This window comes from Oxalicibacterium faecigallinarum (assembly GCF_014635705.1).
Lineage (GTDB): Bacteria > Pseudomonadota > Gammaproteobacteria > Burkholderiales > Burkholderiaceae_D > Oxalicibacterium > Oxalicibacterium faecigallinarum.
In genome coordinates, this window is sequence record NZ_BMDI01000001.1 from 450,008 (window position 1) to 473,439 (window position 23,432).

General features: G+C 54.9%; 16 protein-coding genes and 1 pseudogene. 15 read left to right on the forward strand and 2 right to left on the reverse strand.

Going from position 1 to position 23,432, the window contains the following annotated elements:
- The 10 genes from IEV29_RS02215 to IEV29_RS02260 form a co-directional block, all read left to right on the forward strand.
- Nucleotides 1-2,116: beta strand repeat-containing protein (locus IEV29_RS02215; protein WP_188379634.1), on the forward strand; the 2,116-nt coding region annotated here is incomplete at its 5' end.
- Between the two features lie 754 nt (nucleotides 2,117-2,870).
- A complete protein-coding gene (bcsQ, locus tag IEV29_RS02220) occupies nucleotides 2,871-4,103 on the forward strand; it encodes a cellulose biosynthesis protein BcsQ (protein WP_188379635.1) in 1,233 nt (410 codons plus the stop codon).
- 5 nt (nucleotides 4,104-4,108) lie between these two features.
- On the forward strand, nucleotides 4,109-6,331 hold the full coding sequence (gene bcsA, locus IEV29_RS02225) for a UDP-forming cellulose synthase catalytic subunit (protein ID WP_188379636.1): 2,223 nt from the start codon (nucleotides 4,109-4,111) through the stop codon (nucleotides 6,329-6,331).
- A complete protein-coding gene (bcsB, locus tag IEV29_RS02230) occupies nucleotides 6,328-8,577 on the forward strand; it encodes a cellulose biosynthesis cyclic di-GMP-binding regulatory protein BcsB (protein WP_188379637.1) in 2,250 nt (749 codons plus the stop codon). The genes bcsA and bcsB overlap by 4 nt, the downstream gene beginning before the upstream one ends.
- Complete coding sequence (gene bcsZ, locus IEV29_RS02235) at nucleotides 8,570-9,811, forward strand: cellulose synthase complex periplasmic endoglucanase BcsZ (protein WP_229726174.1); 1,242 nt, start codon at nucleotides 8,570-8,572, stop codon at nucleotides 9,809-9,811. The genes bcsB and bcsZ overlap by 8 nt, the downstream gene beginning before the upstream one ends.
- Nucleotides 9,787-13,794, forward strand: coding sequence for a cellulose biosynthesis protein BcsC (locus tag IEV29_RS02240; RefSeq protein WP_188379638.1), 4,008 nt, complete (start codon nucleotides 9,787-9,789; stop codon nucleotides 13,792-13,794). The genes bcsZ and IEV29_RS02240 overlap by 25 nt, the downstream gene beginning before the upstream one ends.
- Nucleotides 13,795-13,811: 17 nt before the next feature.
- Nucleotides 13,812-14,480 carry an SGNH/GDSL hydrolase family protein gene (locus IEV29_RS02245; protein ID WP_188379639.1) on the forward strand — a complete coding sequence of 223 codons (669 nt, stop codon included), beginning with the start codon at nucleotides 13,812-13,814 and terminating at the stop codon, nucleotides 14,478-14,480.
- Nucleotides 14,477-15,148: a cell division protein FtsQ gene (locus IEV29_RS02250; RefSeq protein WP_188379640.1), complete on the forward strand. Its 672-nt coding sequence runs from the start codon at nucleotides 14,477-14,479 to the stop codon at nucleotides 15,146-15,148. The genes IEV29_RS02245 and IEV29_RS02250 overlap by 4 nt, the downstream gene beginning before the upstream one ends.
- Nucleotides 15,149-15,166: 18 nt before the next feature.
- A complete protein-coding gene (locus IEV29_RS02255) occupies nucleotides 15,167-16,582 on the forward strand; it encodes an MBOAT family O-acyltransferase (RefSeq protein WP_188379641.1) in 1,416 nt (471 codons plus the stop codon).
- A 14-nt stretch (nucleotides 16,583-16,596) separates the two neighbouring features.
- Nucleotides 16,597-17,745, forward strand: a complete 1,149-nt coding sequence (locus IEV29_RS02260) for an alginate O-acetyltransferase AlgX-related protein (protein WP_188379642.1) — start codon at nucleotides 16,597-16,599, stop codon at nucleotides 17,743-17,745.
- A gap of 105 nt (nucleotides 17,746-17,850) precedes the next feature.
- Here IEV29_RS02260 and IEV29_RS02265 read toward each other — a convergent pair whose 3' ends face one another.
- Nucleotides 17,851-18,651: an outer membrane protein assembly factor BamD gene (locus IEV29_RS02265; RefSeq protein WP_188379643.1), complete on the reverse strand. Its 801-nt coding sequence runs from the start codon at nucleotides 18,649-18,651 to the stop codon at nucleotides 17,851-17,853.
- A 77-nt stretch (nucleotides 18,652-18,728) separates the two neighbouring features.
- Here IEV29_RS02265 and IEV29_RS02270 point away from each other — a divergent pair, with 77 nt between their 5' ends.
- Together IEV29_RS02270 and pgeF are read left to right on the forward strand one after the other, a co-directional pair.
- Nucleotides 18,729-19,724 (forward strand): RluA family pseudouridine synthase, encoded by a 996-nt coding sequence (locus tag IEV29_RS02270; RefSeq protein WP_229726175.1) that lies wholly within the window; start codon nucleotides 18,729-18,731, stop codon nucleotides 19,722-19,724.
- A gap of 7 nt (nucleotides 19,725-19,731) precedes the next feature.
- Complete coding sequence (gene pgeF / locus IEV29_RS02275) at nucleotides 19,732-20,496, forward strand: peptidoglycan editing factor PgeF (protein WP_229726177.1); 765 nt, start codon at nucleotides 19,732-19,734, stop codon at nucleotides 20,494-20,496.
- A gap of 46 nt (nucleotides 20,497-20,542) precedes the next feature.
- On the opposite strand, the gene IEV29_RS02280 is transcribed toward pgeF, so the two are convergent.
- Nucleotides 20,543-20,770 (reverse strand): hypothetical protein, encoded by a 228-nt coding sequence (locus tag IEV29_RS02280; protein ID WP_188379646.1) that lies wholly within the window; start codon nucleotides 20,768-20,770, stop codon nucleotides 20,543-20,545.
- Nucleotides 20,771-21,040: 270 nt separating this feature from the next.
- On the opposite strand from IEV29_RS02280, the pseudogene phaR reads away from it, so the two are divergent.
- From phaR to IEV29_RS02295, 3 genes and pseudogenes are all read left to right on the forward strand, one after another.
- A pseudogene (phaR, locus tag IEV29_RS02285) lies at nucleotides 21,041-21,382 on the forward strand (polyhydroxyalkanoate synthesis repressor PhaR); the annotation flags it as partial.
- A gap of 219 nt (nucleotides 21,383-21,601) precedes the next feature.
- Nucleotides 21,602-22,966 carry a 30S ribosomal protein S12 methylthiotransferase RimO gene (gene rimO / locus IEV29_RS02290; RefSeq protein WP_188379648.1) on the forward strand — a complete coding sequence of 455 codons (1,365 nt, stop codon included), beginning with the start codon at nucleotides 21,602-21,604 and terminating at the stop codon, nucleotides 22,964-22,966.
- On the forward strand, nucleotides 22,963-23,427 hold the full coding sequence (locus tag IEV29_RS02295; protein ID WP_188379649.1) for a hypothetical protein: 465 nt from the start codon (nucleotides 22,963-22,965) through the stop codon (nucleotides 23,425-23,427). Before rimO ends, IEV29_RS02295 begins: the two co-directional genes overlap by 4 nt.
- Nucleotides 23,428-23,432: the final 5 nt, after the last annotated feature.

A 23,432-nucleotide genomic window follows, 5' to 3' on the forward strand; every position in this document is an offset into this window, starting at 1 on the left:
AGCGGCGGGTACTGGGTTGGGAGGTACGGCAGCAGGCGATACGTACATCAACATTCAGGATGCCACGGGTGGATCGGGCGATGATATTTTCATTGCGAGCTCCTTGGCAAACGACTTTGATGGCGGTGCTGGCAGCGATACGGTGAGCTACATCAATTCAACCGCGGGGGTGACAGTCAATCTATCTGCGACCACTGGCACGGGTTCAGGTGGCTGGGCAGCAGGCGATACCTATGTCGGTATAGAGAATGTGATTGGCAGTAGTTACGCGGATACCCTGATTGGCGCTGCAAGCGGCAGGACAGTGCTTACCGGTGGTGCTGGAGGCGATACATTGATAGGCATAGCGCCTAACAGGGCCAATACGTATGCCAGCTACGCAGGTTCGTCAGCCGGCGTGACGATCAATCTTAACTATTCTGACGGCACCGGTACTTCAGGCGGCGATGCTGCCGGGGACCGATTGTCATTCATCAACAATCTGATCGGTTCGTCATACGACGACTTTTTCATCGCTAATTCGCAGGTCAATATTCTTGATGGTGGCGCTGGCGGCAATAACACGGTGAGTTATCAAAACTCGTCGACCGCAGTGCGTGCGGATTTGAATACGACGCTCAGTTCCAGTGGCGATGCAGCCGGCGATGTCTACATCAATATTCAGAACCTTACCGGTAGTGCTCATAATGACGTTTTGGTTGGTCTGGCTGCCGGTGGCTCCATCGTGACGGGTGGCCTGGGCGCCGATATCATGACTGGCTACAACGGGAACAACACGCTTAACTATGCGGGCTCTACGCTTGGCGTCGTCGTCAATCTGCATGCTGGAAATGGTGCCGGTTCTGCCGTTGGTAGTGAATCATACGGCGATACTTTCAGCGGATTTCAGAATGTGATCGGTAGCACATCTGACGATTTGTTCTATGCCAGTTCTGCAGTGAATGTTTTCACCGGATCTGGTGGTTCCGATACGGTCAGTTATGCGCACTCGACGGCGGGCGTTACCGTCAATCTGCATACCGCCACGATTGCTACTGTTGCAGGAACAACCGGTTCCGGAGGCTTTGCAGCGGGTGATCGCTATATCGATATTCGCAATATCACGGGTAGTGACTTTAACGATACGTTTATTGCGAGTGTTCAGAGCAACCATTTCGATGGCGGTGCAGGCATCAACACGCTGAACTACGCTGCCTCGAATACTGGCGTAATCGTGAATTTGTCGAGTACGAATCTGGTTGTGAAAGTTTCGGAAACTGTGAATACCACCGTCAACGGCAGTAGCGGAAGTGGTGGCTATGCTGCCGGCGATACCTACGCCAACATGCAAAACGTGATTGGTAGTAATGGCAATGACATCTTTATCGCGAGTGACGTGGCAAATGCATTCGATGGCGGACTTGGAAACAATACGGTCAGCTATCAGGCTACGTTGGGTGACGTCACGGCCAGTCTTGCAACCGGGCAGGGAGGCACAGGCGGTGCGGATGTCGATCTCTATACCAACATTCAGAATCTGACGGGTAGTGCCTATAACGCGAATAACTCGCTGACCGGCAATGCCGGAGCCAATATCCTGACTGCCTTGGGTAGTACGACCACCAACACGCTGGATGGCGGATTGGGTAATGACACGCTGGATGGACGACTGGGGGGTAACAATACATTGCTTGGCGGTTTGGGAGCGGATACGTTTTACGTGCAGTCAACGGCTGGAACACTCAGCAATATCGTTTCGATTGTTGGCGGCGGTGGCAACACGGCCACAACCTATGCGGCCAATACCTTCGATACGCTCAAGATTTTTGGGCTGACCAATGCGGAATCCATCCTGAACATGACGGACTTCATGGCTGGAAAGGTCACTGGTATTAATCGTATCGACGTGACTGGCGATAATCAGTCAACCAAATTGCTGTTTACTGCATCGGACGTGCTCAACATCTTGACTGGTATTGATAACAAAACGTTGACTGTGCGACTGGATAACAGTGGGGGATATAGCGATACCATTTTGACGAGCGGCTATGTGGAAGCAGGACAAAATTATTACGCCTTTTACGCCGATGGCACGTATCAGAGCGAAATTGCGCGTATCAACGTTCAGTACGTTTAGCGCGTAGGAAAGCAATTAAAAAAACCTCGTCATGCGAGGTTTTTTTCCATTCAAGAACCATGGTAATCAGGCGGTCACATTGCTTGCATATGGTGCATTCAAAGAGAAGAACCGTGTTTTCCGTAGAAGAAAAAAATCCCGTTTGACCTTTTCACCACACTTAATTTCCATGGGGAAATTAAATTTCTACGAAGACACAATTGTTAACATTCTCGATGAATTGTTAAATATTCTGAGTGTAAATTCGCCGTTTTGTACCATTTACAAAGCAGGCTATAGGGGAGCGCAATATCCCATATATGAGGGATTGTTAAATAAATTGCCGTATGGAAATAAAATTAACTTTTTACAGTTTCGGATTTTGTTTCTTATGCGGAATCCCCTCATTTTACGGTTGTCTTGCCACTGCTAATTTGATGCAATGGGCGTGTTAATTGCTTAATGGAACTTAATTCTTCTCGGAAATTGCGGTTGAAAAACGGTGGAAGAATTAGGTCTTTGCATGATTTGAGTTTCGCATTCACACATGCAAGGCGTGACTAAGCGAGTGCGTGAACTGCGTGAATTAGCTGACTATGTTGCCATCTCCAAGTTTCTGTTTCGGTCAATGTGCGCCTGATCGTCAGGTCGTACAGCAACGCCATCTGAAGCCGCGCTCATACCCCGTTCTTTTTTCCAATCGCTCCAATCTCACGTGCAAAAGGTTGCGTGTTCGATGTGGAAGTTTCTGAAACGCATATTCGGGTCAAGAATTATGAGCAAGGTGCAAAACGATATCGCCAATCTGCTGAACCGGTTCGGGGCTAAGACGGATAGTTATCTGGAAGTAGAAGCTGCGCTGGAATATAAGGAAGCGCCGCTGGCACCGGTTGTGGTGCCAGTTGTTGTGGCAGCACCGGCAGCACAAGCGGGATTGATGACACCAGTCAGCCAAGCTGAATCATCGCCAGCCCAGGCTAAACAACCAATCGCGCTGGTTCCGCGCATGGCCGTCGCGGCCAGCGCGCCAAATGTGACAGAGACCAGAGTCGAGCCGGTTTTGGCGAGTGTCTATGTAGCGCCAGTGCAGGAACGCGTGGCATCAAATGTGGAGCCGTCAACGCTGACATCAGAACCTGCAACGGTATCTGTTATGCCGGCGCCTAAATCCTCATTGCGTTCTCTTTTGAATGAAGTGGCATTGGCTCGTCAGGCAAGTATCCAGGCGAGTAATGAGGAAAAAGCCGAGGTGGTGACGTCAACGCCTGCACATGTGGTTGCCGTTGTTTCCTTGAAAGGTGGGGTCGGTAAGACAACGATCAGTGCCGCATTGGCTGGAGCACTGGCTCCACAAGGTCATGGATTTGCCATCGATCTGGATCCTCAAAATGCCTTGCGCCATCATTTGGGCGCGGTTTCTGATGAAGAGGAATCGGTTGAAGGTTTGAGCGGCGAAGATTGGCAGTCCTCGTTATGCGACGGTATGGTTGGGGTAAAAATGCTGCCTTATGGCATCGTGGCCGACAAAGAGCGTCGGGTATTCGAGCGCCGAATTGAAAATGACAATGAATGGCTGAATCGTCAGCTGATTGCGATGAAGCTCAATACGGCTGATACGGTGGTGCTGGATACGCCGCCCGGTCCGACACCGTACATGGAGCACGCGCTGGCAGTTGCTGATCAGGTCGTTGTCGTCATCACGCCCGATGCCGGTTCCTTCCTGACGCTGGATCAGCTTGATCGTCAAGTGGAAGGGATTGATCACTGCAGTTTCATCGTCAATCAGTTCGATGCATCGCGCACCTTTTGTCAGGACATGCTGGAAGTCCTGAAGCGTCGCCTTGGTGACAAGCTGATCGGCGTGATTCCTTTTGATCATGCGATTAGCGAAGGACTTGCGTTTGGCAATATGCCATTGCTGACCGATGATGCATCACCTGCCCGGCAGGCTATCCTGTCCATCGCCGATGCGCTCAAAGCACAGTCTTCCAAGACGGCAGGTGACTGAGCAAGATGACCAAGTCTGATTTGCAGCAAGCATTCCTCGGTCGTTTGCATCATCTGGGGCAAACCGTCACCAGCAGGTTTGATGCGCTCTCATCGCAGATGCGTCGGATTGTGTTGACCGGTGTCTTGCTGTTTGCCGTTGCAATGGCACTGCTGACGATCACCGTGCCATTCGATTTTGTTTCCCAATGTATTTTTGCAGCGGGTTGTTTCATCGCCGCGCTGATCCTGCGCAAGCAGCCGGGACGTTTCCCCGTTGTCCTGCTGATTGTCCTTTCCCTGATCGCATCACTGCGCTACATGTACTGGCGCCTGACGTCGACCCTCGGTTTTGAAACCTGGCTGGATTTTCTGTTCGGTTACGGGCTGCTTGCTGCCGAGCTCTATGCATTGGTCGTATTGATCTTCGGTTATCTGCAAACGTCGTGGCCATTACGCCGTCAGCCGGTGCTGTTGACGCAGCCACCGTCCGAGTGGCCGACAGTGGATATTTTCATTCCGTCCTATAACGAATCGCTCGACATCGTGAAAGTCACGATTTTCGCTGCGCAGGCGATCGACTGGCCAAAAGAGAAGTTGCGTGTCCACGTGCTGGATGATGGCAAACGGGAAGACTTCCGTTCGTTCTGCCATAACATCGGCGTGAACTATCTGGTGCGTGACAATAATCGTCATGCCAAGGCAGGTAATTTGAATGCGGCGCTCAAGGTGACCGACGGCGATTTCGTCGCGATCTTCGATGCCGATCACGTGCCTACACGTTCATTCCTGCAGATTTGTGTCGGCTGGTTCTACAAGGATCCGAAGCTGGCAATGTTGCAGACACCGCACTTTTTTTTCTCGCCAGATCCGTTTGAGAAAAACCTGAATACCTTCCAGTCGGTACCGAATGAAGGTGAGCTGTTCTATGGTCTGGTACAGGATGGCAACGACTTGTGGAATGCCACTTTCTTCTGCGGCTCCTGCGCCGTCATGCGTCGTACAGCACTGATGGAAGTCGGTGGTGTGGCGGTGGAAACAGTGACCGAAGATGCACATACCGCGCTGAAGATGAGTCGTGCTGGCTACAACACCGCCTATCTGGCGATTCCGCAGGCCGCTGGTCTGGCAACGGAAAACTTGTCGCGTCACATCAAGCAGCGTATTCGCTGGGCGCGGGGCATGGCGCAGATTTTCCGTACCGATAATCCGTTGCTCGGACGTGGACTGGGCCTGGGTCAGCGCCTGTGCTACCTCAATGCGATGCTGCATTTCTTCTACGGCCTGCCGCGTCTGGTTTTCCTGACAGCGCCACTGACCTATCTGTTTTTTGGTGCGCAGATTTTCCATGCGTCGGCGCTGATGATTACCGCTTATGTGTTGCCACATATCCTGCATGCCAGTCTGACCAACTCGAAAATTCAGGGACGCTTCCGCCATTCGTTCTGGAATGAAGTCTACGAGACCGTTCTTGCCTGGTACATCATGGGTCCGGTTCTGATGGCACTGGTGAATCCAAAATTCGGTGGCTTCAATGTGACCGACAAAGGCGGCATCATCGATCAGAAATTCTTCGAGTGGAAGCTGGCGCTACCTTACATCGTGTTGCTGACACTGAATATGCTCGGTATGGCGTTCGGCTTCTGGCAACTGGCCTATGGTCAAGAAGGTGCGATGACCACCATTCTTATCAACATGGCGTGGACCATCTATAACATCATCATCACCGCGGCGTCGGTAGCGGTGGCGAGTGAAACGCGTCAGGTGCGTAGCGAGCCACGCGTGGCGGCGGAGTTGTCGGTCAATGTCGAGCTTGCTGACGGACGTGTGATTGAAGGTGTGACGCAAGACTTTTCGCAAAAAGGATTGGGATTCCGTCTGCCGGACGGGATCGAGATTCCAAAGGGCGAGCGGATCAAGATCGTGTTGTTCCGCAATCAGCAGCCAAGCGAGTTCATGGCGACGGTCATGTTCAGTCGCGGTGGATTGCTGGGTGCACAGTTCGATCGCATGACTTTGCGGCAGCAAAGCGAACTCGTGCGTTTGACGTTCTCCCGCGCGGATATCTGGGCATCACGCTGGGGCAATCGTCGTGTCGATACGCCACTGAAAGCCTTGTACGAAGTGACGTGCATCGGCATGGGCGGCATTCGCGAATTGTTCAAGGCGACAGTGGTTGAGCTGAAGAACCTTGTCCCGGTGCGCAGGCAGCCGTCTCCGAAACTAGAAAACAATATGGAAAAACAATGACCCGGAAGCTTTTCGCAGGCACAAGCCTGCTCGCGCGACATTCAGTCAAATTGCTTGCAGCCGCATTGCTGGCTTTCGGTAGTGGCGCGGTCAGTGCGGAGACCGCACAGGCCAGCAGTGATGGATACAATCTGACTTTCAAGCAGCTGGGTCGCAGCTATTCCATGAATCTGCATGGCGTGGAATCGACAGATAGCGTTGCGTTCAATGTCCGTGCCGACCAGGTTGTTACCGGTGCGACGTTGACATTGCTGTATGCGTACTCGCCGGCCTTGCTGCCGGAACTGTCGCACATCAATATTTTGGTCAACGATGAAGTCGCGGCCACTTTGCCGCTGCCAAAGGAAACCGCAGGCTCGCAACAGCGTGCAACGATTGAGATTCCTCCACATCTGATTACCGAGTTCAATCGCCTGAGTGTGCAGTTCATCGGTCATTACACGATGAGTTGCGAAGATCCGCTGCATTCCAGCCTGTGGACCAAGATCAGCAGCGAATCGTCGTTGCAGCTGCGTACGACGCCACTCGCACTGGCCAATGATCTGGCCATCCTGCCATTGCCATTCTTTGATCGTCGCGATGCCCGTCCGTTGAAGCTGCCGTTTGTCTTTGCTGCAGCACCCGACAATCGCACGCTGGAAGCAGCAGGTGCCTTGTCATCATGGTTCGGCGCACTGGCAAGTTATCGTGGTGCCACTTTCCCAGTACAACTGGATTCTCTGCCGTCGACAGGCAATGCGATTGTCCTGCTGGTAGGGGATGCTGCGATGCAGGTGGCAGGTCTGTCCGTGCCAGCGCCGAAAGGCCCGACCGTGGCGATCATGCCGAATCCGAACGATGCCAACGGCAAGCTGTTGTTGTTGACGGGGCGTGATGCGGCGGAACTGAAACGTGCCGCACTGGCAGTGTCCGTCGGTAGTCAGACAATGACGGGTACCTCGGTGCTGATCGACAAGCTGGATAACATCAAGCCGCGCAAACCGTACGACGCGCCAAACTGGCTGCCGACCGATCGTCCCATCAAGCTTGGTGAACTGATCCCGAGCGCCCAGTTGAATGTGTCTGGCTATAACCCGGGCAACATCACGATTCCATTGAATTTGCCACCGGACCTGTTTCACTGGAAACAGGAAGGCGCGCCGCTGAAGCTCAATTATCGCTATACGCCACAACCGCAATCGAGCAATTCGTCCCTGATCGTCAGCTTTAACGACAAGCTCGTGAAATCCGAAGTCCTGCCCTCCATGCAGAAGCTGGACAAGAGTCTGCTCAGCATGATCAAGAACGAGAGCCTGTCGCGCGAGCTACGTACCTGGTTGCCGATGAATTCGGCCGCGCTGCAGTCCCGACTGCAATTGCGTTACATGTACGACTACATCAAGGAAGGTGAATGCCGCGACATCATCATCGATAACATGCGCGGTGCGATTGATCCGGAATCGACGCTGGATCTTACTGCGTACGATCATTTCATTGCCATGCCGAATCTGGGGGTCTTCAAGGATGCTGGTTATCCGTTTACCCGCATGGCCGATTTGTCGCAAACAGCGGTCGTATTGCCGGACAGTGCCAGCAATAGTGATCTGAGTGCCTATCTTGGCATGCTGGGTCGCTTCGGTGAGTCGACCGGTTATCCGGCAACGGCGGTGACCGTAACGCAGGCGGCTGATGTGAGCAATGTATCGGATAAAGATCTTCTGGTGATTGCTTCGGGTGCCAATCAGCCACTGTTGAAACAGTGGGCAGATCGTCTGCCGGCCTATGTGACGGGGCAGCAGCAACGCTTTGAACTGTCCGATCTGGCGGTGCGTGTGCGTAGCTGGTTCAGCCCCGATACGGATGAAAACGTACGCAAGACACGTCTGGCCATGGCGTTCGCTGGTGACCAGCGCGGCACTTACCTGACGGGTTTTGAATCACCGTTGAAAAGTGGTCGCAGCGTCGTCGTGGTTGCAGGCGGCGATGAAGAAGGTCTGGTACATGCGACAGAAGCATTGGCCAATAAGGTCGATAACGCCGATCTGATTCAAGGCAGTCTGGTCGTGATTCGCGGCAAGAATGTGGAGGCACTCGTTGCGGATGAACAGTATTACGTCGGCAGCATGTCCTGGTTCAAATACGTTCAGTGGTTGATGTCGCGTCATGTGGGGCTGATGTGGCTGATCACGGCACTCGGCGTGCTGCTGCTTGCCGGTCTGGTCTACTTCGGATTGCGCGCAAAGGCGAAAAGGCGTCTGGATGCCTGAGGCAGTAATGCAGCGCGTAGGCAAAGCGCAATCGTCCTCATGCATGCACGTCCTGTTGATGACGTTGCTGGTGATGGCGGGTGCGCTTTTCTGGCGTCCGGTCGGCGCGGCTGAAAAAAGCTGCACGGTCAATCAATGGCCATTGTGGGAAACATGGGCGTCGCGCTATGTGCAGAACGATGGTCGCATGCTCGAATCAAGCATGGCGGAAAATCACAGCACATCAGAAGGGCAGTCTTACGGCATGTTGTTTGCCTTGATCGCCAACGATCAGGTGCGCTTTGACAAACTGTGGAAATGGACGGCAGCCAATATGATGGGCTCCGATCTGGATGCACGGTTACCCGGCTGGTTGTGGGGCAAGGGGAAAGATGGCAAGTGGCAATTGCAGGATGCCAATTCCGCCTCGGATGCCGATTTGTGGATCGTCTATGCCTTGCTGGAAGCCGCGCGCATATGGCAAAAACCTGCCTATAGAAATGATGCATTGCGTTTGCTCAAAACCGTTGAGGAAAAGCTGGTCGTCAATTTGCCGGGTCTCGGAAAAATGCTGCTGCCCGGACCGGAAGGCTTCGTGCAACCCAACAATCTGTGGCGCCTGAATCCCAGTTATCTGCCGGTGCCTCTGTTGCGCCGGCTGGCCAAAGAGGTGCCGCAGGGGCCGTGGCAGCAGGTGGCCGACAATACAGTAAAGATGATCCGTACTACCAGTCCTAAAGGTTTTTCTGCCGATTGGATTGCTTATCGCGGTACATCGTCGCAATCCGGGGTCTTTGTCGCTGATCCGATCAAAGGTGAAGCCGGCAGCTACGATGCAATCCGCGTGTATCTGTGGGCTGGCATGACGCCACGCAATGACCCGTCGTTCCATCGGGTATTGAATGCGCTGGACGGTATGGCAAAGAGCACACCGCCAAACGGAGTTCCGCCAGAAACCGTGCAAATCTATTCCGGAAAGACCGATGGCGTGTCGCCTTTTGGTTTCTCTGCCGCGCTGGTGCCGTATTTCATGGCACGCGATCAGAACCAGCAGGCAGAGCAGCGAAAGCGTATTGCCGAAAGCAGTATGGCAGCAGCCTTCGCCAAAGGCGAGCAACTGACCGAACCTCTGTACTACAACGTCATGCTCAGCCTGTTTGCCTTGGGTTGGGCCGAGAAACGTTATCAATTCCGCACTGACGGAACACTCAAATTGTCCTGGGAGACGTCATGCGTCCGCGCCGTTCTACGCTAGCCATTGCCATTTTATCGACACTGGTCGGTGTGACTGCCTACGCGCAGAACAGCGATTTGCAGGCGCAACTGGTCGAGCAGGGGCAGTACTGGCAGGCGCGCGCCAATGCGCAGCGCGCAACCGAGGTCTGGCAAAAGGTCTTGCGTCTTGATCCCAATCAGGTGAACGCGTTGTATGGGATGGGCGCGATCGGGGTCAAACAAAATAATGCGAAGCAGGCGCAAGAGTATCTGAAGCGCCTGCAGGCCTTGTCGCCGATGCCGTGGCAGGCCCGGCAACTGGAGCAGGATATCGCTCTGGCCAGGCCAGAAAACAAGGCATTGCTGGATGAGGCAAGACGTCTGGTTGATGCGGGTGAGCGCGACAAGGCAACCGAAGTTTTTCAGCGCATGTTTAACGGCCTGACACCGCAGGGTACGGTCGGTCGCGAGTATTACAACAACCTTGCGTTCAACGATGCGTCATGGCCAGAAGCCCGTCGCGGCATGGAACGATTGATCCGCGAGATGCCGGATGATTCGATTCTTGTTCTGTTTTACGGCAAACAACTGATTCGCCACGAAGACAGTCGTGCAGAGGGTGCGCGTTTGTTGCAGCGTTTGACCAAGCGGGAGGACATCGCAGGCGATGCGGATGAAAGCTGGCGTCTTGCGCTGGTCTGGATGGGGCCGCCAAAACCGTCGCAAGTACCGTTGTTTGAAGAGTTTTTGAGAGTGCATCCCAACGATCAGGAAATTCGCGATCAGTTGAACAAGGGGCGCCAGCAGTCAGCCAGCAGTGGCGGAGCGACCTGGCAGCAAGATCCGCAGGTTGCCGCTGGTTTGAAGGCGCTGGAAAAAGGTGATCTTGCTGCGGCAGAGACGGCATTTCAGGCGCGTCTGTCAACGCGCCCAGACGATACGGATGCCTTGGGCGGCCTGGGTATCGTCCGTCAGCAGCAGAACCGCCATGCAGAAGCAGAGCAGTTGCTGACACGTGCAGTCAACAAAGGCGGTAGTCGCTGGAGAACAGCACTGGACGGTGTGCGTTACTGGACGCTGCTGGAACAGGGGCGTGCGCTGCAAGCCAGCGGCCAATCGCGCAAGGCGCAGGACGTGGTCAATCAGGCGATTCGTCTGGATGGCAAGAATATCGAAGGACGTCTGACGCTGGCAGATATTCAGGCGCAGGCTGGTGAAAACGATGCTGCGATTCGCAACTATCGTCAGGTATTGGCCGTACAGCCGGGTCACCCGCAAGCCATGCGTGGCATGGTCGGCGTGTTGACGGAGCAAGGCCATGCGGAAGAGGCATTAAGGTTGCTGGATAGCCTGTCGCCTGCAGAGCAAGCCAAGTTTGGCGACGCATGGCGTCTGCGTGCCTTGCGCTCTTCGCAACTGGCGAGTGTGGCCGAGAAGCGTGGTGACTTTGTTGCGGCGCAAAGCGCCTATCTGGATGCCATTCGCAATGATCCGGATGACATCTGGACGCGCTTCAATTTGGCGCGTCTGTATCTGAAGTCGGGCGATACGGTCAAGGCACGCAACCAGATCGATACTTTTGTCTACAATCATCCAGACAATATGGATGGCCTGTACACCAGCGCCTTGTTGTGGGTGGAAATGGGGCAATGGAAAGATGCGCAAAGCGTCCTCAATCGCATTCCCGCGGATCGCCGTACGGCCGATATGCATGATCTGGCTGATCAGATCACGCTCACCAATCAGACCAGCCTGGCGAGCAGCCTCGCCAAGCGTGGGCAACGGCAGGAGGCACTGGCTGTGCTGGATCGCTTGCAGCCCCTCGTGGCGGGCAATGTCGATCGCACGGCGACGCTGGCTGGTGCCTATGCCGATATCGGTGATACGCAACGTGCACAATCGATGATGGGTGCACTGGTTGCACGCAACAACTCGCCGTCGAGTGAGCTGCAATTGCAATACGCATCGATCCTGCTCAAGACCGGTGACGATGCGCAAGTCCATTCCATCTTGCGCAGCCTGCAGAATCAGCAGATGAGCGTATCGACGCGCAAACGTTACGACGATACCTTGTACTTGTACCGCGTACGGCAGGCCGATCAGTTGCGTGAAGGCGGCGATCTGGAAGCTGCATACGACATGCTGGCCCCGGCACTGACCCAACGGCCGGGTGATGCAACTGCGATGTCGGCATTGGCACGCATGTATGCCGCGAATGGCGAGGGTGCCAAGGCATTGCAAGTCTATAAACCATTGGTGCAACGCAATCAGTCTGATGCCGGTGTGCTGCTCGGTGCGGCAGATGCGGCAGTACAGGCACAGGACCGTGGCTATGCAGAAACGGTACTCCAGCGTTTCACTCAATTACCGAATACCGATGCGTCCTCACTGACTGAAGCGGCACGCATCTATCGCAGCATGGGGAAAACTGGCGAAGCAACCGCGTTGCTGCGCAAGGCTGTCGCCATGGAACAAAGCGAAAAGCAGCGCGGACTTGCAGTGGATTCCGACACATGGAATGCGGCGAATAATCCGTTCCGTGGTCAGCGTAGTCAGACGGCTGCCGCTGCAGCTGCTGTTGTGCCACCACCAGCGCGTACGGTCCTTAACCGGCTTGCGACCGTACCGGTCGGCAATCCATTCGCTGCCGATGCATACCGGAGTGAACAGGTGTTGCTCGATCCCCCGGCGACCAGATCACGCGCCTCGTATCCTGCGCAGACATCACGTAGCGAACTGGTCGCCCCTGTAAATTCTTTCTCCGCAGAGCAACGACCAAGATCGGCACGAAACGAAACGGCGCGTGTGGATTCAACCAGAATAAGCGGTGCCAGATCCGCCACCGCTGCAAGCAGCCCTGCGCAAAGTGCGCTGGATGAGATCCTGCAGGAGCGTAGTGCTTACGTTGTGCAAGGCGTCAACATTCGCAGCAATGACAGCGAGCCGGGCTTAAGCAAACTGACCGATGTGCAGATGCCCCTGGAAGTGAATATGCCGGTTGGCGACGGCAGTAGCCGTCTGGCCTTACGCATCACGCCGGTGTTACTCAGCGCCGGTACCATGAATGCCGATGCTGCCACACGTTTCGGCGATACCACGTTGCCACCATCTGCAGTCGGATCACGTCGCGAAGAGGGCGTTGGCATCGCGCTGTCGTATGAACTCAGAGATTTGGGGCTGAAGGCGGATATCGGCACCACGCCGATGGGCTTTGAGTACAACAATGTCGTCGGCGGCGTCAGCATCGAGCGGCCGTTGGAAGACAATCCGAATGTGCGTTATGGCATCGCGCTGTCGCGTCGTGCAGTGACGGATAGTGTCACGTCTTTTGCAGGTACCACAATCAGAACGGCGACGGCACCGGACGGTACGTTGGCTTGGGGGGGCGTGACAGCCAATGGCGGTCGCGTGCAATTGAGCTATGACGATTCCGATGTGGGTGTCTACGGTTACGGCTCCCTGCATAGCATCGATGGACACAACGTCAAATCGAATACGCGTGTAGAGGTGGGAGCCGGTGCGTATCGTTACTTCCAGAATGAGCCGGACAGCAAGTTGACAGCCGGTGTCAGCGCAATGCTGATGGGCTATGCCAACAATCAGAACTTCTATACCTACGGTCACGGCGGTTACTTCAGCCCGCAAACGTACTTTGCACTTGGTGTGCCAGTCACTTGGGCAAAGCGTAATGACCAGTTTACCTTCCAGCTCAAAGGTTCGGTTGGCCTGCAGTATTTCCAGCAGGATGGTGCAGATTACTTCCCGACCAATGCTGCGATGCAAGCCGCCAATAACCAGCGCTATGCGGATCAAAGCAATAGCGGGCTTGGTTACGGTGTAGAGGCGAGCGGCGAATATCGCTTCGCACCAAAACTGTTTGTCGGCGGCCGCTTCGCAATGGATAACGCGCGTGATTATCGACAACTGAATGCAAGCATGTATGTGCGCTACATGTTTGAAAACATGCTCGGTAGCCCGATGGCATTGCCGGTCAGCCCTTATCGTTCCCCTTATTCCAACTGATTGACGGAGAAATACACATGGCAGCTTCTGTACTTGCAGGTTTGACCCTTCTGGTTCTGGGCGAAAGTCACATGAGCCTCGAAAACTATCTGATGGAACCACTCAACGCCAAGCTGACGCAGCAGGGTGCGCAGGTGCATTCGATTGGCGCATGTGGCGCGAGTGCGGGTGACTGGCTGATCACGAAGAAGGTGGATTGTGGCGCGGAGCAGCAAGGCACCAGCAAGATTCAGATCAAGGGGCGCGATGCCACGACCACGCCGATTGCAACGCTGATTGGCAAATACAAACCAGATCTGGTTGTGCTGGTGATTGGTGACACGATGGCTTCCTACGACAAGCCTGCATTCCCTAAAACGTGGGCATGGCAAAACGTCACGGGCCTGACCAAGGCGATTGCGGCCACTGGCACCAAATGTGCATGGGTTGGCCCTGCTTGGGGCAAGGCAGGCGGCATGTATCAAAAGAACGATGCACGCACGCAGCTGATGTCGCAATTTCTGGCAAGTAACGTGGCGCCATGCACGTACATCGATTCACTGACGTTTTCCAAGCCGGGTCAATGGGTGACGACTGATGGTCAGCACTTCACGGTGGCCGGTTACAAATCGTGGGCCAATGCGATCGGCGATGCACTGGGCAAGTTGCCACCGGAAGCCGTCAGCAACAAAGGAACAAAGAAATGAAATTAGCCAAGGCGCTTGCGGGCGTTGCTGCACTGATGTCGACGCTGAATGTGATGGCGGCCGATATTCCCTTGTATCCGACAGGTCCTGCTGAGGACGCGGCATTCATCCGCTTTGTCAACGGTGGCACCGATCAGCTGCAAGTGATTGCGCAGCGCGGACAACCACCGCTCAAGCTGGAAGCGAGCAAGCCCGCTTCGCTGTTCTTCCCGGTTTCTGCCAGCAGCACGATTAAAGGTACGCTTGCCAGCGGTCAGCAACGTCTGGCACTGGAAGTCAAAGCACAGCCAGGTGAATTCGCTACCGTGTTTGCTTTGCCTGACGGTAAAAAAGGATTGAAGCAGATCACCGTGCGCGACATGCCAGATGACTTCAACAGCCTGAAGGCATCGCTGGGTTTCTTCAATCTGGATGGTCATTGCGCCAATGCGACCCTGCGCCCTGCGGGAAGGACTGCAGATCTGTTCAAGAATGTGGCAGAAGGTACCCTGCAACGTCGTTCGATCAATCCGGTCAAGCTATCGGTGCAACTGGTGTGTGCCAATGCCAATGCCGGTCCGGCACTGGATCTGGGCGAGTTGAAAGCAGGTGAGCGTTATAGCGTGTTTGCATTGCCTTCAGCCAATGGTCCGAAACTGTTATCGGCGACAGACAGCCTGTCACATTGATCGGACGCCGCCACTGCCATGGTCTTTGCTTCGCTTGAATTCCTGACGCTGTTTCTGCCGACATTTTTGCTGATCTATGCACTGGTCCCCAACCGGTGTCGCAATATGGTGTTGTTGCTGGGGAGCTGGTTTTTCTATGGCTGGCTTAGCCCGCTGTTCCTGTTGTTGCATGTGGCGCTGACGATTGTGGCTTGGGTCGGTGGGTTGATGATCGAGCGTTCTCGCGAAGATTCTCTTGGCCGTGTGCGTTTGCTGGTAGTGCTGGTCGTGTTCAACACGGTCGTGTTGTGCTGGTACAAGTACGCCAACATTGTTGCGGCGACCATCAATGATCTGATGATGCACTATGGATCCATGCCGATGGAGTGGCAGAAGGTGGCATTGCCTGCCGGTCTGTCATTCATTGTCTTGCAGGCGATTTCCTATCTGGTGGATGTCCATCGCAAGACCGTTGCGGCGGAACGTAGTGTGATCAACTACGCAACCTACCTCTCGATGTTCGGACATTCAATCGCCGGCCCGATCATCCGTTACGACTGGGTGCAGAAGGAGCTGGTGCAGCGTTGGTTCAACTGGCAGAACTTCTCGCTCGGTGCGCGTCGTTTCATGGTCGGCATGTGCATGAAGGTACTGGTAGCCGACACCTTGTCGCCACTGGTGGACGTCGCTTTCCATCTCGATCATCCATCGTTCGTCGATGCATGGATCGGTTGTCTGGCCTACTCGCTGCAATTGTTCTTCGACTTTGCCGGTTACAGTGCGATGGCGATTGGACTGGGCCTGATGCTGGGATTCCATTTCCCCGAAAACTTCAACCGTCCTTACCTGGCCAACAGCATTCAGGATTTCTGGCGACGTTGGCATCTGTCGCTGTCGAGCTGGTTGCGCGACTATCTCTACATCGGTCTTGGCGGTAATCGTCACGGCGTCTGGAATACCTATCGCAATCTGTTTCTGACCATGGCGATTGCCGGTCTGTGGCACGGCGGCGACAGCTGGAATTATCTGCTCTGGGGCTCGGCACACGGCATCGCCTTATGCGTGGATCGCGCGTGGGCACGCTCCAGCTTGCCGCGCATACCGCCGGTACTGGCGCATGTGCTGACCTTGTTCTTCGTGTGCACCGCATGGACCCTGTTCCGCGCGCCGGACTTCCATACCGCGGTCACCATGTACGCAGGTCAATTTGGCATGAATGGATTCGCTCTGGGGGACGCGCTGGCTGTGACGCTGCGTCCGGTACATGGCCTTGCCGCATTACTGGGCTTGGTTTGCATCGTTCTGCCAATCTGGCAGGTACGTTGTGAAAAGAAATTTGCCGACAATCCATTGTTCAACTGGGTTGCTGCATTGTGGCCGGTCGCGGGATTCCTGTTGTCGTTTGCACTGATTGCCAGTCGTGAAGCTGTGCCGTTCCTGTACTTCCAGTTCTGATAAAGACGCCGACCATGCAGCCATCCAATAATTTGCCGCCGCCACCTACCGATTTTGCGGTGCGCATCAGCAAACTGTCGGCCTATGCCTTTGCTGGCTTGCTGGGTATCGGCCTTGTTTCCTGTGGTGTTTTGCTCTGGAGCGGCAAGGTTGACATGCTGCCCACGAATCTTACGCGTGATGACGTCATGCATGGCGAAGTGACGCACAAGATCGCCAAGCAATTGTCCAAGGCATGGTTTCCTGAGCGTGCCGCCGATCTTGAACGCGCCGCAAGCTGGCTGGTCTTGCATGACACTGGCGCGCGCGTGCGCGTCGGTTGCCCGGACTGGCTTTTCCTGACGGATGAGCTGCGCGTCAATCGTCATGCGAAAGAAAACGCTGATATCAAGGCCCATGCCGTGATCGAGCTGCAGCAAAAGTTGGGTCGGCAGGGTATTGCCTTGCTGGTTGCGATCGTGCCGGATAAAAGCAGAATCGCTGCAGATCAGTTATGCAATCTGGCGCGTCCCGCTGTCATTGCCGAACGCGCGGTGACATGGGCTGCTTCATTGCAACGTGCTGGCGTCTCGGTGTTGAATCTGGCGCCTGCTTTGCAGCCATTGGGTGCCGCCGCTTACTTGCGCACGGACACGCATTGGAGTGAATCCGGCGCACAGGCAGCGGCCGAAGCGATTGCGTCACAAGTGAAGGCGATGGGCATTGATGCGACGCCACACAAAACATTTGAAGCGCATGAACAGGCTTCTGCATTGCGGCCAGGTGATCTGGTGCGTCTTGCCGGTATCGACTGGTTGCCACTTCGCATGCAACCGGCACCGGAAAGTGTGAAAGCCATCAGGGTCAGCGAAAAGCAGGATGCAGCAGGGGCAGGCGGTGACGATCTGGATGATTTGTTTGGGGACGATCATTTGCCTAACGTCGCCCTGATCGGGACTTCGTTTTCGCGTAACTCCCATTTCGCCGATTTCCTGCAGATGGCGCTGGGTGCAGCGGTTGGTAATTTTGCCAAGGATGGCGGTGAGTTTTCCGGTGGCGCCAATCAGTATTTCAGTAATCCCGCATTCAGACAGACGCCACCGAAACTGGTGATCTGGGAAATTCCCGAGCGTGACTTGCAGACACCTTATGTGCCGATCACTTTGCAAACGGCAGCAGACTGAGACAAGTCTGCGCAAGATTGCCTGACATTGAAACGTGTCGGCAAATAAAAAGCCTCGCATTGCGAGGCTTTTTATTTGATTCCATCAGAGATCCATCCCGGCGTTTTACCAGATCTGATACCAGGGTTTTTCTTTGGCCTTTGGACCACCTTTGTAATAAACGCTGTTCGGATAGTTCAGGTTCAATACGCGTTCCGCGTCGGCGCGCAGTTCAGGCAGATTCAGCGCTTCATAGGATTTCACCATGATGTAGAGCGCTTGTTCCACGGCTGGCGTGCCAGGATAGTTTTTGACTGCTGACTGCGCACGATTGACGGCCGCCAGATATGCGCCACGGCGATAGTAATAATCGGCAACGTGGACATCGTATTTCGCCATTGCATTTACCAGATAGGCGAGGCGATCACGGGCATCGGGCGTGTACTTGCTGTCGGGAAAGCGTTCAACCAGCAGTTTGAAGGCATCGAATGCTTCACGTACTGCCTTTTGATCGCGCTCGGTCGGGTCTTGGCGTGAGAAAACGTCGAAAATGCTGACACGATCGTTAAAGTTGATCAGGCCGCGCAGATAGTACATGTAATCAACATTGACATGATCCGGATGCAGCTTGATGAAGCGCTCGACGGCAGCCAGAGCCTGTGGCTGATCGCCTTGGCGGTAGTAGGCATAGGCGATTTCCATCTGCGCCTGTTGTGCGTAGGTACCGAACGGATAACGCGATTCCAGCTTCTCAAAGTGCTTGATGGCTTTTTCGTAGTTACCGGAGTTCAGCTCATCGCGACCCTCCGCGTATAATTTCGACGGCGACCAGTTCTTGGTTTCGTCCGCCTGCTCGGCAGTGGAACTGCAAGCTGCCATCAAAATGGCAAAGGTAACAAGAAGGATTTTTTGCGTGATTTTTTGCATGATGTGCTTGATGTGCGAAGAGACCGCTGAACAATGGATGATTATAGCTGATGGGACAGGGTGTGAAGCAGACTGAGATGGCGATTCCCGATAATACGATATTAGATGGTGACTGGGGTGGCGATGACGCGGATGAGGCGCTCGCCGAGTCTGCGATCGAACTGGACCTGACGCCGGAGGTCTGCGGTGTCCGTCTGGACAAGGCATTGTCAGCGCTGGTGCCGCAGTATTCACGCAGTCGCTTGCAGCAGTGGATCGATGCGGGGCATGTGAGTGTTGATGGCGAAGTCGCCAAGGCCAAGATGACTTTGTATGGTGATGAGAAAGTCGTGATTCAGCCGCAGCCCGCGCCGGAAGAGCAGGCATTCAAGCCGGAAAAGATGGATCTGGCGATTGTCTACGAGGATGAATCGATTCTTGTCATCAACAAGCCTGTCGGCATGGTGGTGCATCCTGCGGCAGGAAACTGGTCCGGTACCTTGCTCAATGGCTTGCTGCATTATCTGCCGGCGATTGCCGGTGTGCCGCGAGCCGGTATCGTGCATCGGCTCGACAAGGATACCAGTGGCCTGATGGTGGTTGCCAAATCACTGGTTGCCCACACGGATCTGGTGCGCCAGTTGCAAGCACGCACGGTCAAGCGCGAGTATCTGGCGCTGGTGTGGGGTACGCCGACTTCTACCGGCCGGATCGAAGCCTCGATCGGCCGTCATCCGCGTGACCGCATCAAGATGGCGGTTTCCGAAAATTTCTCTGCCAAGCCGGCCATCACGCATTTTGAACGTCTGGCGACAGGCGTGCTGGATACAAAGCCGGTCAGTCTGATGCGTTGCCAGCTCGAGACTGGCCGTACGCACCAGATTCGTGTGCACATGCAATCGATCGGCTTTGCGCTGGTCGGCGATGGCCTCTATGGCAAGCAGCACTTAATGACGTTGTTCCCGCGTCAGGCTTTGCATGCGCGACGACTTGGTCTGATTCATCCGGTATCGGGCGAGGCTTGTGAATGGTCAGCCGAGTTGCCGGAAGATTTCAGCGAATTGCTGGCGCGTTCCAATATCAGCCTGCCTTGACCTGATGATGGCTTCCTTACCCTTGATTGTGCCCCAGTGGGCCGTGCCGATGCCGAATGTTGCGGCCTGCATGACCACGCGTTCTGGCGGTATCAGCCAGGGCGTCTACGGTGCGCTGGACGGGCAGGGTGGTCTCAATCTTGGCACCCACGTCAATGACGCGGCCGAAGCCGTGCAGGCCAATCGTGCAAGATTAAGGATGCATCTTCCGTCCGAGCCCGCATGGCTGACCCAGGTACATGGTACGCAGGTCGTGGATGCGGCAACGGTTGTCGAGGCGCCCGAAGCGGATGCCAGTTACACGACACAGCCAAACGTGGTGTGCGGCATCATGACGGCCGATTGCCTGCCGGTGCTGTTTGCGGATGTTTCCGGCAACGTTGTTGCTGCGGCGCATGCTGGTTGGCGTGGCTTGGCCAGTGGTGTGCTGACGCAGACAGTACGGCGGATGCGCACGGCTGGCGGCAGTACGATTCAGGCATGGCTGGGACCTGCGATCGGGCCGTCACGGTTTGAGGTTGGTGAGGATGTGAGACAGATTTTTCTTGCACATGATGTCGTGCTGGCAAGCGCATTTCATGCAATCGACACGCAACCGGGTAAATATCTTGCCGATATCTACGCCCTCGCAAGAGCATCGCTGGCAGAAGAGGGCGTGACGATGGTGACCGGCGGAGAGGCTTGTACGGTCAGTGAGCCCGAGCGCTTCTACTCGTTTCGTCGTGACGGTGTGACAGGACGCATGGCGGCCCTGATCTGGCGAACGGCCTGAAGAAGATGATCTGCGCTCCGGCTATCTGCGCAGATGGATAGCTGGATTAGTTGTCCTGCGCTTCACTTGATGCGCGTGCCTTTTTCTCTGCGTTGTCTTTTTCTTGCTGGCGTTGCCGCAGGGTTTTACGTTTTCCGCTGGTGCCGATGTAAAAAATAATGGAAGCCGGCAACACACCGTAAAGCAGAAAAGTCAGGACGCCCGCTACCGCCGATGTCTCGGTGATGGCCATCATGAAGACGACATAAATCCAGGCGATCAGAATGATATACATGGGAAGCCAACAGGGAAAAGCGTCACGATACGATAAATGTGGAAATGCATGTAGCGGTCAGGTCAGCGGTATGCGTATTGAATGGTGATCTATCCATAATTTTTCTTAAGATGAGCGTTTGTTTGAAAAGATGAATGGTTTTCTGACACGCATTCCCGGCTGAACCGCTAGAATCGATGCGTTTCCGCACACTATAATGCTTTGCCAGCTCGCACATTGTCGGCTGGCTCTTGATGCGTTGATCTGCCATGCAATCTGTCGGAGTTCTCGATGCCGAATGTCACTCAGTTTTCTGAACGTCTGATCAAAAAATACCCTAATCGCCGTCTCTACGATACACAGACGAGCGCGTACATCACGCTGCCGGATGTGAAAAAGCTCGTCATGGATAACGCTTCGTTTTCGGTAGTCGATGCGCGTACCGGTGAAGATCTGACGCGCAGTGTGCTGTTGCAGATCGTCATGGAAGAGGAGGAGGCCGGTAAGCCATTGCTGTCGTCCGCCATGCTTTCATTGATGATTCGCTATTACGGTCATGCCATGCAGGACATGCTGGCCAGTTGTCTGGAAACGAGCACGCAGGCAATCGCGCTGGTGCAGGACAAGATGGCAACTATTGACGAGGAGGCAGATGACGAAGGGTTGTCCTCAATCGACTCGCTTCTGCCGATGCCATCCGTATCGGCGGATATCTAACTTGCGCCATACCTGCCGGTTCGGGCATCGCCTGGGGCTCATCTGCAACAGGTGAGCCAAGAATAGGCACAAGACCAGCAGGGTGAACGCGGTACAATAGCGGATTGATTTTTGTCCGCTTTTTGCCGTTTTAACATGACCAACGTTCCTCAGACAGCACCCAAGATCGGCTTCGTTTCCCTTGGCTGCCCCAAAGCACTCGTCGATTCCGAGCAGATTCTTACGCAATTGCGTGCCGAAGGCTACGACACGGCAAAATCCTATGACGGTGCGGATCTTGTCATCGTCAATACTTGCGGTTTTATCGATGCCGCTGTGCAGGAATCGTTGGATGCCATTGGCGAAGCGCTGAATGAAAACGGCAAGGTCATCGTCACAGGTTGCCTCGGTGCCAAGAAAGATGCCGACGGCGACGACATCATCCAGAAAGTGCATCCCAAAGTGCTGGCCGTCACTGGTCCGCATGCGCTTGGCGAAGTCATGGATGCCGTGCATACGCATATGCCCAAGCCGCATACGCCGTTTATTGATCTGGTGCCGGCACAGGGTATCAAGCTCACGCCGAAACATTTTGCCTATCTGAAGATATCCGAAGGCTGCAACCATCGTTGCAGCTTCTGCATCATCCCTTCCATGCGTGGCGATCTGGTCTCGCGTCCGATTGCCGATGTGATGCTGGAAGCCGAAAACCTGTTCAAGGCAGGCGTCAAGGAACTGCTGGTCATCTCGCAAGATACCAGCGCCTATGGCGTTGACGTCAAATTCCGTACCGGCTTCTGGAACGGCAAGCCGGTCAAGACGCATATGACCCAACTGGCGGAAGCGCTGGGCGAACTGGCATCCCAGTATGGTGCGTGGATTCGCCTGCATTACGTGTATCCGTATCCACACGTTGACCAGATCATGCCGTTGATGGCGGACGGAAAAATCCTGCCGTATCTGGATGTGCCGCTGCAGCATGCACATCCCGACGTTCTCAAACGCATGAAGCGTCCGGCCAGCGGCGAGAAAAATATCGAACGTATTCAAGCATGGCGCGCCATGGTGCCGGATTTGACAATACGCTCCACCTTCATTGCCGGTTTTCCGGGTGAAACCGAGGCAGAGTTTGAATATCTGCTCGATTTCCTCAAGGAAGCGCAGATTGACCGTCTTGGCTGCTTCGCCTATTCGCCGGTAGAGGGGGCGACCGCGAATGAGATTCCGGGGGCGGTGCCGGAAGAAGTACGCGAAGAACGTCGTGCACGTGTCATGGAGTTGCAGGAAGAAATTTCGAGGCAGCGTCTGCAAGCCAAAGTCGGCAAGACCATGCGCGTGCTGATTGACGAAATCGACCGCAGCGGTGGTGTGGGACGTTCGGCTGCCGATGCGCCGGAGATCGATGGCGTGGTGTACGTCAAGCCGCCATATGAACCGCATCGCAAGCTCAAGGTCGGCGAGTTTGTCGACGTGAAGATTACCGCAGCAGATGCGCATGACCTGTGGGCCGAAGCACAATGAGGGGCCTGCTGGCAGCATTGGTGTTTGTGTGCGCGTCGTCTTTTTCAGTTGCAGGTTGGGCCGAGTCGGTAGGGCCGACGCCGTTTGTGTCGGTTCAAAGCACCGGCGTGCCATCGGTCTTTCGGCAAGCTGCTACGCTGCGCGGCACCATTGGTGACGATGGTGTGCAGGTGACGATTCGCCCGAAAGTACCCGCCGACGAAGGTTTTGAAGGCGAATATTTTTTCTTTGGTCAATCACTGAAGATTCTGATTGCCGGTGATATTGACGGTGAGCTCTTCCAACTGGAAGAGTCGCAGGACGGCACGCATATTTCTGGCGAGTGGGACGGCATCGTTTCGGGCGACAAGGTCGCGGGAACCTGGGTATCCGCAGATGGGTCTGTCACTAAACCGTTTGCCTTGCAGATCATGCCACCGCCGGATGCGGCGGCTTCCAGAAAGCCAAACCTCAAACACTAATTCAT

Excerpts from the sequence above, each read along its gene's own strand:
- IEV29_RS02240 (WP_188379638.1), top strand. The coding sequence starts at position 9,787 with ATGCGTCCGCGCCGTTCTACGCTAGCCATTGCCATTTTATCGACACTG.
- bcsZ (WP_229726174.1), top strand. The coding sequence starts at position 8,570 with ATGCCTGAGGCAGTAATGCAGCGCGTAGGCAAAGCGCAATCGTCCTCA.
- IEV29_RS02245 (WP_188379639.1), top strand. The coding sequence starts at position 13,812 with ATGGCAGCTTCTGTACTTGCAGGTTTGACCCTTCTGGTTCTGGGCGAA.
- IEV29_RS02255 (WP_188379641.1), top strand. The coding sequence starts at position 15,167 with ATGGTCTTTGCTTCGCTTGAATTCCTGACGCTGTTTCTGCCGACATTT.
- pgeF (WP_229726177.1), top strand. The coding sequence starts at position 19,732 with ATGGCTTCCTTACCCTTGATTGTGCCCCAGTGGGCCGTGCCGATGCCG.
- rimO (WP_188379648.1), top strand. The coding sequence starts at position 21,602 with ATGACCAACGTTCCTCAGACAGCACCCAAGATCGGCTTCGTTTCCCTT.
- IEV29_RS02295 (WP_188379649.1), top strand. The coding sequence starts at position 22,963 with ATGAGGGGCCTGCTGGCAGCATTGGTGTTTGTGTGCGCGTCGTCTTTT.
- IEV29_RS02280 (WP_188379646.1), bottom strand. The coding sequence starts at position 20,770 with ATGTATATCATTCTGATCGCCTGGATTTATGTCGTCTTCATGATGGCC.
- IEV29_RS02260 (WP_188379642.1), top strand. The coding sequence starts at position 16,597 with ATGCAGCCATCCAATAATTTGCCGCCGCCACCTACCGATTTTGCGGTG.
- bcsB (WP_188379637.1), top strand. The coding sequence starts at position 6,328 with ATGACCCGGAAGCTTTTCGCAGGCACAAGCCTGCTCGCGCGACATTCA.
- IEV29_RS02265 (WP_188379643.1), bottom strand. The coding sequence starts at position 18,651 with ATGCAAAAAATCACGCAAAAAATCCTTCTTGTTACCTTTGCCATTTTG.
- IEV29_RS02250 (WP_188379640.1), top strand. The coding sequence starts at position 14,477 with ATGAAATTAGCCAAGGCGCTTGCGGGCGTTGCTGCACTGATGTCGACG.
- IEV29_RS02270 (WP_229726175.1), top strand. The coding sequence starts at position 18,729 with ATGGCGATTCCCGATAATACGATATTAGATGGTGACTGGGGTGGCGAT.
- bcsQ (WP_188379635.1), top strand. The coding sequence starts at position 2,871 with ATGAGCAAGGTGCAAAACGATATCGCCAATCTGCTGAACCGGTTCGGG.
- bcsA (WP_188379636.1), top strand. The coding sequence starts at position 4,109 with ATGACCAAGTCTGATTTGCAGCAAGCATTCCTCGGTCGTTTGCATCAT.